The organism is Arthrobacter sp. ok909 (assembly GCF_900104405.1).
Lineage (GTDB): Bacteria > Actinomycetota > Actinomycetes > Actinomycetales > Micrococcaceae > Arthrobacter > Arthrobacter humicola.
Map to the genome: position 1 here is coordinate 143,541 of NZ_FNJS01000004.1, position 14,825 is coordinate 158,365.

At 67.3% G+C, this 14,825-nt stretch carries 18 protein-coding genes and 3 tRNA genes; 15 read left to right on the plus strand and 6 right to left on the minus strand.

The genetic code is table 11. The features are described 5' to 3' along the window. Window positions 1-93: 93 nt before the first annotated feature. The 4 genes from BLR03_RS05215 to BLR03_RS05230 all read right to left on the minus strand — a co-directional run bounded on the left by BLR03_RS05215 (window position 94) and on the right by BLR03_RS05230 (window position 3,511). Entirely contained in the window at window positions 94-1,014 is a 921-nt protein-coding gene (locus tag BLR03_RS05215) for a cation diffusion facilitator family transporter (protein WP_091250359.1), read from the minus strand. A gap of 10 nt (window positions 1,015-1,024) precedes the next feature. Continuing rightward, window positions 1,025-1,468: a metallopeptidase family protein gene (locus tag BLR03_RS05220; protein ID WP_091250363.1), complete on the minus strand. Its 444-nt coding sequence runs from the start codon at window positions 1,466-1,468 to the stop codon at window positions 1,025-1,027. Window positions 1,469-1,477: 9 nt separating this feature from the next. Further along, window positions 1,478-2,509 carry a DMT family transporter gene (locus tag BLR03_RS05225; protein ID WP_091250366.1) on the minus strand — a complete coding sequence of 344 codons (1,032 nt, stop codon included), beginning with the start codon at window positions 2,507-2,509 and terminating at the stop codon, window positions 1,478-1,480. Between the two features lie 120 nt (window positions 2,510-2,629). Continuing rightward, window positions 2,630-3,511, minus strand: a complete 882-nt coding sequence (locus BLR03_RS05230) for an ArgP/LysG family DNA-binding transcriptional regulator (RefSeq protein ID WP_091250369.1) — start codon at window positions 3,509-3,511, stop codon at window positions 2,630-2,632. A 68-nt stretch (window positions 3,512-3,579) separates the two neighbouring features. Between BLR03_RS05230 and BLR03_RS05235 the strand changes: the two genes are divergently transcribed. The 15 genes from BLR03_RS05235 (at window position 3,580) to BLR03_RS05305 (ending at window position 12,890) form a co-directional block, all read left to right on the plus strand. Beyond that, on the plus strand, window positions 3,580-4,182 hold the full coding sequence (locus BLR03_RS05235; protein WP_091250372.1) for a LysE/ArgO family amino acid transporter: 603 nt from the start codon (window positions 3,580-3,582) through the stop codon (window positions 4,180-4,182). Between the two features lie 205 nt (window positions 4,183-4,387). Then, window positions 4,388-4,460, plus strand: a tRNA-Glu gene (locus BLR03_RS05240). A 115-nt stretch (window positions 4,461-4,575) separates the two neighbouring features. After that, window positions 4,576-4,649 (plus strand) — tRNA-Asp (locus BLR03_RS05245). 48 nt (window positions 4,650-4,697) lie between these two features. Next, window positions 4,698-4,773 (plus strand) — tRNA-Phe (locus BLR03_RS05250). A 272-nt stretch (window positions 4,774-5,045) separates the two neighbouring features. After that, a complete protein-coding gene (locus BLR03_RS05255; RefSeq protein ID WP_091250376.1) occupies window positions 5,046-5,498 on the plus strand; it encodes a hypothetical protein in 453 nt (150 codons plus the stop codon). Window positions 5,499-5,647: 149 nt separating this feature from the next. Next, window positions 5,648-6,139, plus strand: a complete 492-nt coding sequence (locus tag BLR03_RS05260; protein ID WP_091250379.1) for an Asp23/Gls24 family envelope stress response protein — start codon at window positions 5,648-5,650, stop codon at window positions 6,137-6,139. Continuing rightward, complete coding sequence (locus BLR03_RS05265; RefSeq protein WP_091250382.1) at window positions 6,136-6,327, plus strand: hypothetical protein; 192 nt, start codon at window positions 6,136-6,138, stop codon at window positions 6,325-6,327. Before BLR03_RS05260 ends, BLR03_RS05265 begins: the two co-directional genes overlap by 4 nt. After that, window positions 6,324-6,707, plus strand: coding sequence for a hypothetical protein (locus tag BLR03_RS05270; protein WP_091250385.1), 384 nt, complete (start codon window positions 6,324-6,326; stop codon window positions 6,705-6,707). The genes BLR03_RS05265 and BLR03_RS05270 overlap by 4 nt, the downstream gene beginning before the upstream one ends. A 68-nt stretch (window positions 6,708-6,775) precedes the next feature. Beyond that, the gene (locus BLR03_RS05275) at window positions 6,776-7,363 is read left to right on the plus strand and encodes a DUF6286 domain-containing protein (RefSeq protein ID WP_091250610.1); all 588 of its coding nucleotides are present in this window, start codon (window positions 6,776-6,778) and stop codon (window positions 7,361-7,363) included. Continuing rightward, window positions 7,360-7,971, plus strand: coding sequence for an Asp23/Gls24 family envelope stress response protein (locus tag BLR03_RS05280; RefSeq protein ID WP_091250388.1), 612 nt, complete (start codon window positions 7,360-7,362; stop codon window positions 7,969-7,971). Before BLR03_RS05275 ends, BLR03_RS05280 begins: the two co-directional genes overlap by 4 nt. A gap of 238 nt (window positions 7,972-8,209) precedes the next feature. Next, the gene (locus BLR03_RS05285) at window positions 8,210-9,496 is read left to right on the plus strand and encodes an ABC transporter substrate-binding protein (RefSeq protein ID WP_091250391.1); all 1,287 of its coding nucleotides are present in this window, start codon (window positions 8,210-8,212) and stop codon (window positions 9,494-9,496) included. A gap of 7 nt (window positions 9,497-9,503) precedes the next feature. Next, window positions 9,504-10,541, plus strand: coding sequence for a carbohydrate ABC transporter permease (locus BLR03_RS05290; RefSeq protein ID WP_091250394.1), 1,038 nt, complete (start codon window positions 9,504-9,506; stop codon window positions 10,539-10,541). Continuing rightward, on the plus strand, window positions 10,538-11,437 hold the full coding sequence (locus BLR03_RS05295; RefSeq protein WP_091250397.1) for a carbohydrate ABC transporter permease: 900 nt from the start codon (window positions 10,538-10,540) through the stop codon (window positions 11,435-11,437). Before BLR03_RS05290 ends, BLR03_RS05295 begins: the two co-directional genes overlap by 4 nt. Before the next feature lie 26 nt (window positions 11,438-11,463). Continuing rightward, window positions 11,464-11,718, plus strand: a complete 255-nt coding sequence (locus BLR03_RS05300) for a hypothetical protein (RefSeq protein WP_175460415.1) — start codon at window positions 11,464-11,466, stop codon at window positions 11,716-11,718. A gap of 104 nt (window positions 11,719-11,822) precedes the next feature. Further along, the gene (locus BLR03_RS05305; protein WP_091250405.1) at window positions 11,823-12,890 is read left to right on the plus strand and encodes a LacI family DNA-binding transcriptional regulator; all 1,068 of its coding nucleotides are present in this window, start codon (window positions 11,823-11,825) and stop codon (window positions 12,888-12,890) included. Between the two features lie 55 nt (window positions 12,891-12,945). Here the strand turns inward: BLR03_RS05305 and BLR03_RS05310 are convergent, their stop codons facing one another. After that, window positions 12,946-13,863 carry a DUF8083 family protein gene (locus BLR03_RS05310; RefSeq protein WP_091250408.1) on the minus strand — a complete coding sequence of 306 codons (918 nt, stop codon included), beginning with the start codon at window positions 13,861-13,863 and terminating at the stop codon, window positions 12,946-12,948. 31 nt (window positions 13,864-13,894) lie between these two features. After that, window positions 13,895-14,701, minus strand: a complete 807-nt coding sequence (locus BLR03_RS05315; RefSeq protein ID WP_091250412.1) for an exodeoxyribonuclease III — start codon at window positions 14,699-14,701, stop codon at window positions 13,895-13,897. Window positions 14,702-14,825: the final 124 nt, after the last annotated feature.

Here is a 14,825-nt window from a genome sequence, read left to right on the forward strand (position 1 = left end):
GGGAGGAACACATGCAGCAAACGGCGTCCGGCGCAGCAGCCGGAACGCCGCCGGCGACGGCGCCCTGCCCCGGGTTAACCGCGCTCCCGTCGCTCAGGCGTGCTGGTGCGCTTCGTGCTCCGAATGGGTGGCGGGTTCCAGCTGGAAGGTGCAGTGTTCCGTGTCGAAGTGGGAGCCCAGGCAGGCGGCGAGCTTGTCCAGGACCCGGTCGGCGCCGCGGGCCCCGAGCGCGGCGTCCTCCACCACCACGTGCGCGGAGAACACGGGGACGCCCGAGGTGATGGTCCAGATGTGGATGTCGTGGACGGAGACCACGCCGTCCACCGCGAGGATGTGCTCGCGGATCATCTGGACGTCCACGCCCTTGGGGGTGGCCTCAAGGAGCACGTCCACGACGTCGCGCAGCAGGTGCCAGGCCCGGGGCAGGATCATGAGGGCAATGAGGATCGAGGCAATGGTGTCTGCCGCCTGGAATCCGGTGATCATGATGACCAGCGCCGCCGCGATGACGGCAAAGGATCCCAGCAGATCGCCCAGGACCTCCAGGTAGGCGCCGCGGACGTTGAGGCTTTCCTTCTGGGCGCCGCGCAGGATCAGCAGGGAGGCCAGGTTGGCGACGGCGCCGAGGATCGCAGCGGACAGCATGACGTCCGTGTGGACCTCCGGGGCCGAGCCGAGCCGGCGGATCGCCTCGGTGAAGATCACCACCGAGATGACGATCAAGACCAGGGCGTTTGCCAGCGCGGCCAAGACCTCGGCGCGCTGGTATCCGTAAGTGCGCAGGTCGCTGGCGGGCCGGGTGGCGATCCATGCGGCCAGCAGGGCGATGAAGACGCCGGCGGCGTCGGAGAGCATGTGCCCGGCGTCGGCGAGCAGCGCCAGGGAACCCGAAATGACGGCACCAATGGTTTGCACGAGCACCACAGCGAGCGTGATGGCCAGCACGACGATCAGGCGCTTCCGATGTTTCCCGGTCGCGGTGACGCCGTGCGAGTGGCTGTGGTCGTGTCCCATGACTCTAAGGCTAGTCCCAGCCGAGCTCGTGCAGGCGTTCGTCGCTGATGCCGAAGTGGTGCGCGATCTCATGCACCACGGTCACGGTGACTTCCTCGATCACGTCCTCCCGGGATGCGCAGATCTCCAGGATGGGCTGGCGGTAGATCGTGATCCGGTCCGGCAGCGAGCCGGCGTCCCACCAGGAGTCCCGCTCGGTCAGGGGAACCCCCTCGTAGAGCCCCAGCAGCACGGTGTCGGGGTCCTCGCCGGGCTGCGGGGTGTAGTCGTCCTCGATGAAGATCGCGACATTGCTCATGGTGTTTGCCAGTTCGGGCGGGATCCGGTCCAGGGCGTCGCTCACGGCGGCCTCGAAGTCGTTCTCGGACATCGGGAACGGCCCGCCTGCCGGGCCGTCACCGTCGTCCCCGCCGCTTGGAATGATCGGCAGGCCGGGGGGCAGGGACGGGGTCATGGGGAAACTCTAGCGGGACCGGCGCCGCGTCAGCCCCACGCCCACAAGGCAGATCACGCCGCCCACCATGCCCCAGATGGTCGGAATCTCGCCCAGTACCAGCCACGAGATCAGGATCGTGGTGCCCGGGACCAGATAGGTGGTGGCGGCGAGGCGTCCGGCGTCAATCAGGGACAGCGCGTAGGCCCATGTGGTGAAGGCGATCGCGGTGGGGAAGATGCCCAGGTACACCAGGCCCAGCGTGGCCGGCAGGGAAGCGGCCTGCAGTTCAGTGATCAGCTGGCCGCTGAAGGGCAGGCAGCAGATGGCGCCGACCATAATGCCGAACCACGTGGCCTGGGCGGCCGGGAACTTCCGGAGCACCGGTTTTTGCACGATCACGCTTACTGCGGCCAGCGCGGCCGCGAGCAGGCAGAGCAACACGCCGGCCACGTCCGCCGTCGACCGCTGGCCGGAACCGAGCGCGATCACGGCCACGCCGCCGAAGGCGATCAGGCTGCCGATGATCAGCCAGCGCGGGAAGCCCTCTTTCAGGATCACGCCGGCCATCACGGCGACCAGGATGGGGTTGACATTGATCAGCAGGGCGGCCGTGCCGGCGTCGAGCATGTGCTCGGCGGCATTCAGGGCCACGTTGTAGCCTCCGAACCACATGACGCCGTAGGCCAGGATGGGCCACCATTCGCGTCCCCGGGGCAGCCCCCTGAGCTTCGGCACCACCAGCAGGCCCAGTACGACGGCGGCGACGGCCAGCCGCCCGAGCGTCAGGGGGCCGGGGGAGAAGCTCGGGCCCACGGCCCGGATGCCCACGAAAGCGGAAGCCCACAGCACCACGGTGACGACGACGGCGGCGATGCCGAGCCTGCTGATCGGGGCCGGCTGGCCGGGGCGGCGGGGGTCGGTCGCGCCCTTCGCCTGGACGGTGGCGGGGGTGACCGCCTGGACGGTGGCGGGGGTGACCGCCTGGGAGGGCACGTCGTGCGTGCCGGCCGGCTGGGTGTGGTCCGGACTGGGAGAGCCTGTTTCGGCGGTTGTTGCCATGCTGCAAATCTAGCCTCTCGTCCCCGGCCTCAGCTGGCGGAAATCGGTCACGTCTAGACGGTTTTCCGCCAAACTTCTGTCAAAGTGCCGCCAGGGTATGGCCTGGGACGCCAGACGGCTTCAGCGGAGGATGCGGGCCGCCGCCTGGACCGCGCCCGCAACCTCCGTCAGCGCTGCCGAGCCGCGCCGCCATTGCTGCCAGTAGAGGGCGACGTCCACATGCGCGCCGGGAGTGAGCGTCTCGAGCGTGCCGTTCCGGAGGTCTTCGCTGATTTCGATCTCCGGCATCATCCCCCAGCCCATGCCCCAACGGATGGCATCGCCAAACTCCTGGGCGGCCGGTACGTAGTGCCGTGGTGCTTGGGGTGGTGTGCGGCTGAACCGGCGCAGCCAGCGGTCCTGCAGATCATCTTTGCGGTCGTAAACCAGTACGGGGGCCTTGGCCAGGGCCGCCGCGCTCGCGCCGGAATCGAACCAGCGGCGGCTGAAGTCCGGCGCGCATACGGGCAGGTAGCGCATGACGCCTAGCTTGCGGGACGAGCACCCGGGCACGGGCGTCGCCGTAGCCGTGATCGCGGCAGCCGCGGCGCCGGCGCGCAGGAGGTCCAGCGAGTGCTCCTGGTCCTCGCGCACGATCTCCAGCTGGATGTTGTCGCTGGCCGCCGCGAGACCGGCCAGCGCCCAGGTGTGCAGGGAATCGCTGTTGATCACCAGTGTCAGGCGCGTTCGCCCCGGGGGTTCCTCCGGCTGCAGCTCCTCGGCGAGGTCGGCCGACAGCAGCTCAAGCTGCCTCGCGAACCGCACCACGGCCTGGCCGGACTCCGTGAGACCGGCCGGCCGGGCCCGGGTCAGGACGGGCCTGCCGACGGCCGTCTCGAGGGCGCGGATCCGCTGGCTGATGGCCGAGGGCGTCACGGACAAGTGGGTGGCTGCGGCGTCGAAGCTTCCGTGCGTGACAATGGCGGCCAGCGTCCGGGCCTGTTCGGGGGAAATGTCGATCATTAGATCATCTTATGTTCGGGCAGAAACTTTAACTGGTTTCATCCGACCCGGACACCTACCGTGGAACGGTGATCCTTCCTCTGTTCTCCGGTCTCTCCGCCGGACTGTCCCTCATTGTTGCCATCGGCGCGCAGAACGCCTTTGTCCTCCGCCAGGGCATCCAGCGCTCGCACGTCGCTATGGTCGTGGCAGTCTGCGCAGCGTCGGACCTGGCGCTGATCCTGCTGGGCGTGGCGGGCATCGGCGTCCTCCTGGACCGGGCACCCGCCGCCCTCGTGGTGATCCGCTGGGCCGGCGCAGCCTTTCTTTTCGTCTACGGGGCGCTCGCGGCCCGGCGGGCGGTCCGGGGCGAACAGATGGATCACCCCGGAGACAGGCCGGCCGGCGGCCGGGGGGCCGTACTGGGCACCTGCCTGGCCTTCACGTGGCTGAACCCTCACGTCTATCTGGACACGGTGTTGCTGCTCGGTTCCCTCGCCGCGGCCCACGGCGAGTCCGGGCGCTGGTGGTTTGCTGCCGGGGCCGGACTCGGGAGCATCGCCTGGTTCACCGCGCTGGGCGCGGGGGCCCGGTTCCTGGCGCCCGTGTTCGGGCGGCGGGCGGCGTGGCGGGTGCTCGACGCGGGGATCGCCGTCGTGATGATCACCCTCGCGGTGCTCCTGCTGAGCTGAGCCGGCCCGCGCGCGTGAGCGGGCGGGTGCGCTTTCCCGAACGGGCGGTGCGGCCCCGGCGATGGCCGTTCCTGGCCGATTTTGGATAAACCGGGGGTCTGCCCTTATAGTTTTATAGTCCAGTTCGGAGGAACCCGAAAGGACAAAAATGAAAGGCTTCGGCCCTTAATTTTTGCCCAGAAATGTTCAACCGGATGGCGTCCTGGCCCCCATCGTCTAGCGGCCTAGGACACCGCCCTTTCACGGCGGCGGCACGGGTTCGAATCCCGTTGGGGGTACGCAAGGAAGTGGTCAAACCGGATGAAAAAGTCTGGTAGGCTAAAGGCCTTGAAAAATTGCGGTAGCGATACCGCAGTGAGCAAGAAATACGCAGTACAAGCAGTAAACAAGCAAGGCCCTGTAGCGCAGTTGGTTAGCGCGCCGCCCTGTCACGGCGGAGGTCGCGGGTTCAAGTCCCGTCAGGGTCGCTCTGATTGCCAGAAGAAATTCCGGCCGTCAAGGTGACATGTCACCTAGGCTCTGTAGCTCAGTTGGTAGAGCGTTCGACTGAAAATCGAAAGGTCACCGGATCGACGCCGGTCGGAGCCACCACTGGGAAGCATCAGTTCTTTTAGAACTGGTGCTTTTCTTCTTTAACCCCACCTAACCCCCGTCGATTGCTCCGTAACGGCCCTTCTGGCGGGTCAAAAGGGCCGTTACGGAGCAACCGACGCCTGGGTCGGCGGGAGGCCGACGGCGGGAGCCCATTTGGGGGCCGTCCAGCCGGGAGGGCTAGACTCGCACGCTGGGGAAAGAACACCAAGGCCGCCGGCAGCCCTGTCCGGGCGGGCGGCGCAATCTCAACCGAAAAGTGATTCTGCAACGTGACTTCGAAGAATATTGCCCGTCCTCTCGCCGCAACCGTCCTCCTCGCCGCTATGGCCCTCACCGGCTGCTCGGCACCGCAAGCCGCAAGTGCTCCGTCGTCCGCCGCAGACACGGCGCCCGCGTCCGCCACGCCAAGCCCGACCGCGACGTCGGGACCTTTCGGCGGTTTCGCCAGCGCCGCCGAGGCGTGCAGCAAGATCTCGGAGCAGGCCACCGGCGCCACCCTCCTTCCGCTGTCGGCCGCCCAGGGCAAGACGGCGGAGCTGCAACAGTCCAAGGCGGAGCTGGCCGAGACCGCCGCGCGCGTTCCGGACAGCCTCAAGGCCGATTTCGCCAACCTCAAAGACGTGGCAATCGCCGGCGTGACCGACCAGGCGGTGTTCTCCAGCGGAAAGCTCCAGGCCGCCATGGCGCCCGTGACCCAGTGGATCGCCACCAACTGTAAGTAGGCCCACCGGATCCGCCCTTGCCGCCGCGGTTGCCACGCACCCACAGTTCCGGCACCCGCGGCGGCCGGGGTAACCGGGTGCGGCAAGATTCCCCCGCACGGCCCAAGGCAGGGACTAGGGTTGTGTCAAAGAGAAGGGGGGAGTGCTCCATGGAATACCAAGATTCTCAGCCCGTGGCGGGTCCCGCGGCCAGTCCTGTGCCCAGTCCCGTAGCCAGTCCTGTGGACGGGCTGCCCGCGCTGGCGGGCACCGGACGCACGGTCATTTCCGAAGCCGCCGTCGCCAAGGTCGCGGGCATCGCCGCCCGGGCGGTACCCGGTGTCTACTCACTGGGATCCGGACCGTCGCGGGCCCTCGGTGCCATTCGCGACGCCGTCGGCAGCGCCGATCACGGGGCGGGGGTCCGCGTCGAAGTCGGGGAAACGCAGGTCGCTGTGGACATCGACCTCGTCGCGGTCTACGGCACCCCCCTGCAGACCCTCGCCGACCAGATCCGGGCCGCCGTCTACTCCGCCGTGGAGGAACTGGTGGGGCTTGAGGTGATCGAGGTAAACATCGAGATCAATGACGTTTATGTGCCCGGCCCGGCCAAACCGGCCGTGGCCGGCGAGGTCCGGCCGGTAAGGGAGGCAATCCAGTGAATCTGACGGTTGTGGGAATCGCCATGGGCGCCTTCGTGGCCTTCATGTCCTTCCAGTTCGGGGCCTGGGGCTTCCTTGGCGCCCTGTTCTTCATGGCTATCGGCGCCCTCCTGGGCCGGGCCGCAGAGGGGAAACTGGACCTGCGCAGCGTGTTTGACGCCCTCACGGGCCGGCGTTCCTCCTCATGAGCATCACGGCTGGGGCGCCGATCCGCGGCGCCGCGGTGGCCGGGCACAACCGCATCAGCACCCAGGCCCTGACGAGCGTGGCGCGGGCGGCCGCGGGTGAGGCGCTCGGCGTGCCGGCCCAGGACGTGCGTGCCGAGTGGTCGGATGATGACGGGCTGCTGGCGCTCTCGCTGGTCACCTCGATCGGGATCCCGCCCCTCACCACGGTTCTCCGGGACCCCGCGCGCGTGGCCGGGTTCGGGGGCGCCATCTGGGACCGTGCCGTCGCCGCCAAGGCCGAAATCCTGCACCGGGTCACTGCATTGACCGGGGCACAGTTGAGTCGGGTGGACATCCGCATCAGCGGGGCCACCGTGCACGGGGGAGGGCGGGTGCGTTGAGCCAGGATACCCGGGATGCCACTGTCGGCTCCGGCCCGTCCGGCGCCGGCGCGGGGCCGGAGTTCGGAATGCCAGGTTCCGGTGCCGCCGGCATGGCACGGATCCTCAAACGGGAGACCCACTCATCGCGTGCCGTTGTCTCCGTGATGGCGGCCGCCCTGGTCATTGTGGTGTGCGGTTACGCGCTGCTTGAAACGGCGGTCCGTGCCTTCGGGCAACCGCCGTGGCTCATAGATCCGCAGACCGCGGCCGAGCGTGCCGTCGCCCTCCCGGCCGGGATTCCGCCGCTCCTGCTCGGCGTCTCCGGCGCCGTGGTGGCCATGTCGGGGCTGTTCTTCTTCCTCAATGCCGTCCTGCCGGGGCGCCGCGCGCGGCACCTTCTCGCGGACCGCCGGGCCGGCGTCGTAGTCGACGATGAAGTGATCGCTGCGGCCCTGGCACGCCGGGCGCGGCTGGCCGCCAACGTGACACAGGGCCAGGTGATGGTGATCGTCTCGCGGAACCGGGTGGAGGTTAACGTCCGGCCCACCTCAGGTGTGCCGCTGCGCCCCGAAGCCGTCCTTGAGGCCGTGCGGCGGGAGCTGCAGGACATGGGCCCCTCGCCCATGCCGGAAGTTCGGATCCGTGTAGCCACGTCAGGGGTGGTGGGGGCATGAACAACACTCCGAGAGTCCTGAACCGCGTCCTGATCGGCATCCTCGGCATCACGCTGCTCGCCATCGGTGTCCTTCTGATGCTGCTCGCGAGCGTCCCCGCCGTCGGCGTCTGGTGGCATGGTTGGGCGGGCGGCGTTTTGAACTTCTGGCTCGACTTGTTCGAACGGACTCAGTTCCCCCGCCGCCAGGGGAGCTGGCTGTGGTTTGCCATCTGCGGTGCGCTCGTCGTGGTGCTGGGTGTGATGGTCGCCTGGGTCGCCCAGCAGGGCAAGGGCCGGACCAGCCTGATCGCGTCCGAGGCGGACCCGGGTGGCGTCCCGGGCAATGTCGGGATCAGCGGCGGCGTGGCGGAGCAGGCGCTACGCGCGGCCCTCGCGGACCGGCCCGACCTGGCGGGAGTCACCGTTGCCGCCTACGAGATCCGGGGGGAACCTGCCTTGAAGATCCGGGTGGAGCCGCGTCAGGGCGTCGCGCCGCACGCGCTCGCTGCCGAAGTCTCCGCACTCGTGGAGGCGCTCGACGCCGTGATCGGCAAGCGCACACCCGTCCTGATTCATATCGGTTCCGGGACGCGGTCGCGGTTCGGCCGGGCCGAGCGCGTCCGATAAAGCCGCCGTGAGGTGGGCGCAACATACCCGGTAGGCGCTTGAACGGCGCGTGCGGGGCGGCCGAACCGGCGGGTTGGCCGCCCCTGAAGGCCGGTGGCCCCGGCGGAACTACTAAGTCTCCTTTGTATTAAGGTTTCATGTAAACGCTTGCATTCCTCGCCGACTGTTGATTACTGTGATGGTCGACACACCAACTGCACGGCCGTTTTTACCGGTACTCAGCGAGGAGCACTCCAGTATGAAAACCCGCAATTTCCTACTTCCCGTCGCCACGGCAGGCGTTTTGGCACTGACCCTTTCGGCCTGTGGCGGCGGAGGCGGCGGCAGTTCCAGTGGCGGCAGCGACGCTGCCTCGCAGGGCCTGGACGGGCGCGGTCCCATCACGTACGTCCAGGGCAAGGACAACAGCAACGTGGTCCGGCCGCTGATCGACAAGTGGAACGCCGCCCACCCGAATGAGAAGGTCACGTTCAAGGAGCAGACCGACCAGGCGGACCAGCAGCACGATGACCTCGTCCAGCATTTCCAGGCCAAGGACGCCGGCTATGACGTTGCCAGTGTTGACGTCGTCTGGACCGCCGAGTTCGCGGCCAAGGGCTGGCTGCAGCCGCTCAAGGACAAGATGGCGCTGGATACCTCGGCCATGCTGAAGCCGACCGTCACCGCCGCGTCCTACAAGGGCACGCTGTACGCGGCACCGGAATCATCCGACGGCGGTATCCTGTACTACCGCAAAGACCTGGTCCCCACGCCCCCGAAGACCTGGGACGAGATGATGAGCATGTGCTCCATCGCCAAGGCGAACAACATGGGCTGCTACTCGGGCCAGTTCAAGAAGTACGAGGGGCTGACGGTCAACGCCTCCGAGGCGATCAACTCCGCCGGCGGGGCCGTGCTGGACGCGGACGGCAAGCCCAGCCTGCTCACCCCTGAGGCGAAGGCCGGTCTGGCCAACCTGACCAAGGCCTACGCCGACGGCAGCATCCCGAAGGAAGCCATCACCTTCCAGGAGGAGGAGAGCCGCCAGGCGTTCCAGGACGGCAAGCTGCTGTTCCTGCGCAACTGGCCCTACGTTTACAACCTGGCCACCACGGAAGGTTCCTCGAAGGTCAAGGACGTCCTGGGCATGACCGCACTCCCGGGCAAGGACGGTCCGGGCGCCTCGTCCCTGGGCGGCCACAGCGCCGCGATCAGCGTCTACTCGAAGTACAAGGCCACGGCACTGGACTTCCTGAAGTTCCTCACCACGGAAGAGACCCAGAAGTTCTTCGCTACGCAGGGTTCGCTCGCCCCGGTTCTCGGCGCGCTCTATGACGACAAGGATCTTGTCGCCAAGCTGCCGTACCTGCCCGTTCTGAAGACCTCGATCCAGAACGCCGTGCCCCGCCCGGTCACCCCGTTCTACCCGGCCGTCACCAAGGCCATCCAGGAAAACGCGTACTCGGCCATCAAGGGCGAGAAGACCGTAGACGCTGCCCTGTCCGACATGCAGAAGTCCATCGAGTCCGCTAGCGCGGGACAGTAGGTTCATCATGGCAACTGAAGTAGGCCCGACGTCGGTCAAGGCACCGACGTCGGGCGGTGCTCCGATCCACCACGCACCCAAGGGTGTAGGAGAGGACAACCGCATCGCGACGCAGGGGCGCTGGGCAGCCTGGCTCCTGGCGCCGACTATCATCGCCTTGTCGGTCGTGATCGTGTACCCGATCATCACCGCCATCGTGATGTCATTCCAGAAAGATGCCGGCTTGGACCCCGCCACGGGTCTGTTCGTCGAAGGCGGCCCGGCCGGCTTCTCGAACTACTACAACTGGATTTTCCAGCAGTGCCCGGCTCCGGAAGGCGGAACCGTCGACTGCCCGGCGGGAACCCTTGGGGCGCAGTTCTGGTCCGCCACCGGCACCACGTTCTTCTTCACCATCGTCACGGTGGCACTGGAGACCGTGCTCGGCTTCTGGATGGCCGTCATCATGGCACGGGCCTTCCGCGGCCGTAGCCTGGTCCGCGCAGCTGTCCTGGTGCCGTGGGCCATCCCCACCGCCGTTACGGCCAAGCTGTGGCTGTTCATCTTCGCCTTCGAAGGCATCGGCAACAAACTCTTCAACACGTCCATCTTGTGGACCGGCAGCGAATGGCCGGCGAGGTGGGCCGTGATCATCGCCGACGTCTGGAAGACCACTCCCTTCATGGCGCTGCTGATTCTGGCCGGCCTGCAGATGATTCCCGCGGAAGTGTACGAGGCCGCCAAGGTCGACGGCGCCAGCGCGTGGCAGCGCTTCCGGATGATCACCCTGCCGCTGGTGAAGCCGGCGCTCATGGTGGCTATCCTGTTCCGCACCCTGGATGCACTGCGGATGTTCGACCTTCCGTACATCCTGACGGGCGGTGCCAACAACACCACCACGCTGTCCATCCTGGTGATCAACCAGATCAGGCAGGGCTTCAACGCGGCGGCGGCTTTGTCCACCATCACGTTCATCATCATCTTTCTGGTGGCTTTCATCTTTGTGCGCTTCCTCGGAGCGAACGTGGTGGAGCAGCAGACCGGCGCAGGTAAGGGGAAGAAATGACCGCCGCGACGAGCGCCGCAACCGAACTGCGCGCAGAGCAGGACCGCGGCCGGAAGGTCGCGCAAAACCGCGAGAAGTGGTCCCAGGGACGCACCTATATCAGTGCGGTCATAATCCTCATCTGGTGCCTGGCCCCGGCTTACTGGATGGTAGTGACGGCGTTCCGCGACGTCGGCTACACCTACGACACCTCGATCCTGCCCACCCACGTGACGCTGGACAACTTCAAGACCGCGTTCGACACCTCGTTCGGCAACCACTTCGGCCAGGCCCTGCTCAACAGCTTGTTCATCGGCACCGTTGTCACCGTGGTGTCGCTGCTGATCGGCGTGTTCGCCGCGTATGCCCTTGCCCGCTTGAACTTCAAGTTCAAGTACCTCGTGCTGGGCTTCATCCTGGGCGCTTCCATGTTCCCCGGCGTCGCCCTCATCACGCCGCTGTTCCAGCTCTTCACCAACATCGGCTGGATGGGCACCTACCAGGCCCTGATCATTCCGAACATCTCGTTCGTGCTGCCGCTGACCGTCTACACCATGACGTCCTTCTTCCGGGAGATGCCGTGGGAACTGGAGGAATCGGCCCGGGTGGACGGCTGCACGCAGGGGCAGGCCTTCCGGAAGGTCATCATGCCGCTGGCGGCGCCGGCGATCTTCACGACCGCCATCCTGGCGTTCATCTCCTCGTGGAATGAATTCCTGATCGCCAGCCAGCTCTCCAGCGACGCAACGCAGCCCGTTACTGTGGCCATCGCCAGCTTCGCCGGCGCCCAACCCAACCAGATCCCGTACACCGCGATCATGGCCGCGGGCACCATCGTGACCATCCCGCTGGTCATCCTGGTGCTGGTGTTCCAGCGCAAGATCGTGGCCGGCCTGACCGCCGGCGCCGTCAAGTGAGGATGGCGCCACGTGAAGGCGGCGTCGTGACAGACGAGCAGAACCAGGGCCACGTGCCGGCATCGCGCCGAAAGGTGCGTTCTGGCGAGGACTTCGACATCATCATCGGGTTCCTCGGCTTCTGGGCCCTGGTTCTGCTGGTAGTCACCGTCTGGATGGAAGTGACCGCCCAGGACGCCCTCGGCTGGGCCCTGGGCCTGCTCGCCGCACTGCTGGCCCTCTACGGGATGATCCGGCTGCGCCGGCGCCTGCCGCGCCGGACAGCCAGCAGACGCGGCTAGGCCGCGAGGCCAGCACCATTATTCAACTGCCGCGGGGGAGGCGGGGCACAGCACGTCCGCGGACAGCCGTCAGGGATCCACGGACCGTCAGCAAGGGGATACAAGTGGCACGGATAGAACGGGCGCAGCGCGGCGGCCACTCCGGCGTCAGCATCGAGGACGTCGCTGCCGCCGCCGGCGTCTCCACGGCAACGGTCTCCCGGGCCGTCCGCGGGCTGCCCCGCGTTTCCCCGGCGACGCGGGAGAAGATCCTCGGCATCGCCGAATCACTGGGTTACGTCGCCTCGTCCTCGGCGTCCGGCCTGGCGACAGGCCGGACCAGGACCATCGGTGTGCTGGCCCCGTTTGTCAGCCGCTGGTTCTTCTCCAAGGCCATCGAGGGCGCAGACCGCGAGCTGCACGCCCGCCAGTACAACCTCTCGCTCTTCAACCTCGGCGGCCACGGCAGCCACCGTGAGCGGCTCTTCAGCAAGACCATGGTCTACAAACAGATCGACGCCCTGTTGGTCCTCTGTATGGCGCTCACCCATGAGGAAATCGAGCACCTGCAGAAGATCGACATCCCGCTCGTGGTCGTGGGCGGGCACGTCGAGGAATGCCCCTACATCGGCATCGACGACTACGCCGCGGCCGCCACCGCGGTCCGGCACCTGATCGGGCTCGGCCACACCGATATCGCGCTCCTGCATGGCGACGACGAAACCGACCTCAACTTCGACGTCCCCCGGGTCCGGATCCAGGCCTTCCAGGACGTCATGCGCGAAGCAGGGCTGCCTGTCCGGCCGGAATGGGACGAGTGGGGGGACTTTACCGTTCGCAGCGGCCAGGAGGCGTTCCGGCGCTTGTGGGCCCGGAACGGACCCAAGCCCACCGCCATCTTCTGCGCCTCGGACGAGATGGCCATGGGCGTCATCTTCGAGGCCAACAAGGCCGGGGTGAAGGTGCCGGAGGAGTTGTCCGTCATCGGCATCGACGACCACGACTTCGCCGAGGCCATGGGGCTCACGACGGTGGGGCAGCAACCGGACCAACAGGCCGAACTCGCCACCAAGATGCTGCTGGACGAACTCGACGGAATCGCCGGGGCCGTGCAGTCCACGGTCGCCCCGCACCGCCTGATCGTGCGGAGGACGACGGCGCCGCCGCACCGCCGGCCGGAGCCCTCCGCCTAGCGCCGGCCGGAGCCCTCCGCCTAGCGCCGGCCGGCACGGCGGCAGTCCCCCGGATCTAGGACGCGCGGGCCAGTTGCCGGATCGGCACCCAGCGCGAGGCCAGCCGTCGGTAGGCCGCGGCGGCTCCGGTCATGTCGCCTTCCGCCAGGCACTCGATGCCCAGGCGCACGTCCAACGGCGAATCGTCCGGGTAGACCTTGTCGGCCACAGCGCCGTAATCGAGTTCCACGACGGAATCCGGGTGGAAGAGCTCAAGCCACTCCGTGAGCTGGGTCAGGTCCTCGAGCATGTCGAGATCGGGCGCGGCCATCGCCAAGTGCGCCACCGCATAGCTAACGCGCTCCAGCGCCTTGCCGATGCCGGCGCGGATGCGGACCGTGACAATGTGACCCTCGGACTCCACGACGTCGGTGGGGTCCGATTCCTGGAAAAGGCAGAACCAGCTGAACGGGATACCCCACGTGGACGCCCGGGTGTGGACCCGGCTCACACCATCGTGGGCCCGCACCTCATCAATGCGCTCCTGATGCTTGTCCCGCTGCTCCTCCGGAATCAGGAGCTGGGCCAGGGGTCCGTGGATGCCTTCCATCAGCGCATTGGCGGCCAGCCCCGCGCGCAGGACCAGCTGGCTGGGGCAATACAACAGCCGGTCGGCCTGGCCTGCCGCGGCGGTGCCGCTGCCGGACTCCGCGGCGTCGTGCGCTGCGCCGGCCGAGGCCTGCTTGGCCGGGGCCGGGACAACGCGCACGAGGTCGGTCCGGCCGGTGGGAAACGGATCCCCGTCGGGACGGGTGATCCGGCCCAGGGAGGCCATCAGCTCGGCGTTCTCCACGGCGGCGCGCGATCCCTGCCCGGCGCCGGCCGCCCGCAGGGTTTCCTGCTGCTGCGCGGGGAATGCCTCGAGGGGCTCGTAGATCCGGAGCGCGGACGAGAACGGCAGTCCGGCCTGTCCGCGGTAGATGTTCCCCGTCATCGGATCACGACGCTTCCCTCGGCGGCAGCCATCAGTCCGCCAGTTCCGCAATCACCGGGGCGTGGTCCGAGGCGCCCTTGCCCTTGCGTTCCTCGCGGTCGATCATCGCACCGGTCACCCGGGCAGCCAGCGCCCGGGAGGCCAGGATGAAATCGATCCGCATCCCTTCCTTTTTCGGGAAGCGGAGCTGCGTGTAATCCCAGTAGGTGTAAACGCCGGGCCCCGGGGTGTGCGGGCGGACCACATCCTGGAAGCCCGCCTCCTCAAAGGCGTGGAAGGCGGCGCGCTCGGGCTCGCTGACATGGGTGAGGCCCTCGGAGCGGAAGTAGTCGATGTCCCAGACGTCCTCATCCAAGGGCGCAATATTGAAGTCGCCCATCAGCGCAATCTGTGCCTGGGGGTCGTCCTTGACCCAGGTTCCGGCATGGTTTTTCAGTGTGTCCAGCCAGTTGAGCTTGTAGGGCATGTGTTCGTCGTCGAGGGCGCGGCCGTTGGGGACGTAGAGGCTCCAGACCCGGACGCCGCCGCAGGTGGCGCCGATGGCCCGGGCTTCCTGCACGGCGTCTTTGCCGTTCTTGCCGAACACCGGCTGGTCCAGGAAAGTGCGTTCGACGTCGTCGAGCCCCACCCGGGAGGCGATGGCGACGCCGTTCCACTGGCTCAGGCCAAAGTGCGCCACCTCGTAGCCCAGGTTCTCGAAGAGCTCCCATGGGAAGTTCTCGTCCTTGCACTTCGTTTCCTGAATGGCCAGGACGTCACAGTCCGTGCGCTGAAGCCAAGCCTCCACGCGGTCGGCGCGGGCACGGAGCGAGTTCACATTCCAGGTAGCAATCTTCACAGTCCCTAACTTACCGAACTTGGCCCGCGGACGAAGCGGCTGCCTGCCACCGGCCCTCTGGAAATTAGTAGGAAGTCCGAGTATATTCGGCTGGAGAGATGATCTAGGTCACATGCAAAGGAGC

Coding starts and splice junctions, on each gene's coding strand:
- BLR03_RS05215 (WP_091250359.1), bottom strand. CDS start 1,014: ATGGGACACGACCACAGCCACTCGCACGGCGTCACCGCGACCGGGAAA.
- BLR03_RS05220 (WP_091250363.1), bottom strand. CDS start 1,468: ATGACCCCGTCCCTGCCCCCCGGCCTGCCGATCATTCCAAGCGGCGGG.
- BLR03_RS05225 (WP_091250366.1), bottom strand. CDS start 2,509: ATGGCAACAACCGCCGAAACAGGCTCTCCCAGTCCGGACCACACCCAG.
- BLR03_RS05230 (WP_091250369.1), bottom strand. CDS start 3,511: ATGATCGACATTTCCCCCGAACAGGCCCGGACGCTGGCCGCCATTGTC.
- BLR03_RS05260 (WP_091250379.1), top strand. CDS start 5,648: ATGGAATACCAAGATTCTCAGCCCGTGGCGGGTCCCGCGGCCAGTCCT.
- BLR03_RS05270 (WP_091250385.1), top strand. CDS start 6,324: ATGAGCATCACGGCTGGGGCGCCGATCCGCGGCGCCGCGGTGGCCGGG.
- BLR03_RS05275 (WP_091250610.1), top strand. CDS start 6,776: ATGCCAGGTTCCGGTGCCGCCGGCATGGCACGGATCCTCAAACGGGAG.
- BLR03_RS05280 (WP_091250388.1), top strand. CDS start 7,360: ATGAACAACACTCCGAGAGTCCTGAACCGCGTCCTGATCGGCATCCTC.
- BLR03_RS05285 (WP_091250391.1), top strand. CDS start 8,210: ATGAAAACCCGCAATTTCCTACTTCCCGTCGCCACGGCAGGCGTTTTG.
- BLR03_RS05290 (WP_091250394.1), top strand. CDS start 9,504: ATGGCAACTGAAGTAGGCCCGACGTCGGTCAAGGCACCGACGTCGGGC.
- BLR03_RS05295 (WP_091250397.1), top strand. CDS start 10,538: ATGACCGCCGCGACGAGCGCCGCAACCGAACTGCGCGCAGAGCAGGAC.
- BLR03_RS05310 (WP_091250408.1), bottom strand. CDS start 13,863: ATGACGGGGAACATCTACCGCGGACAGGCCGGACTGCCGTTCTCGTCC.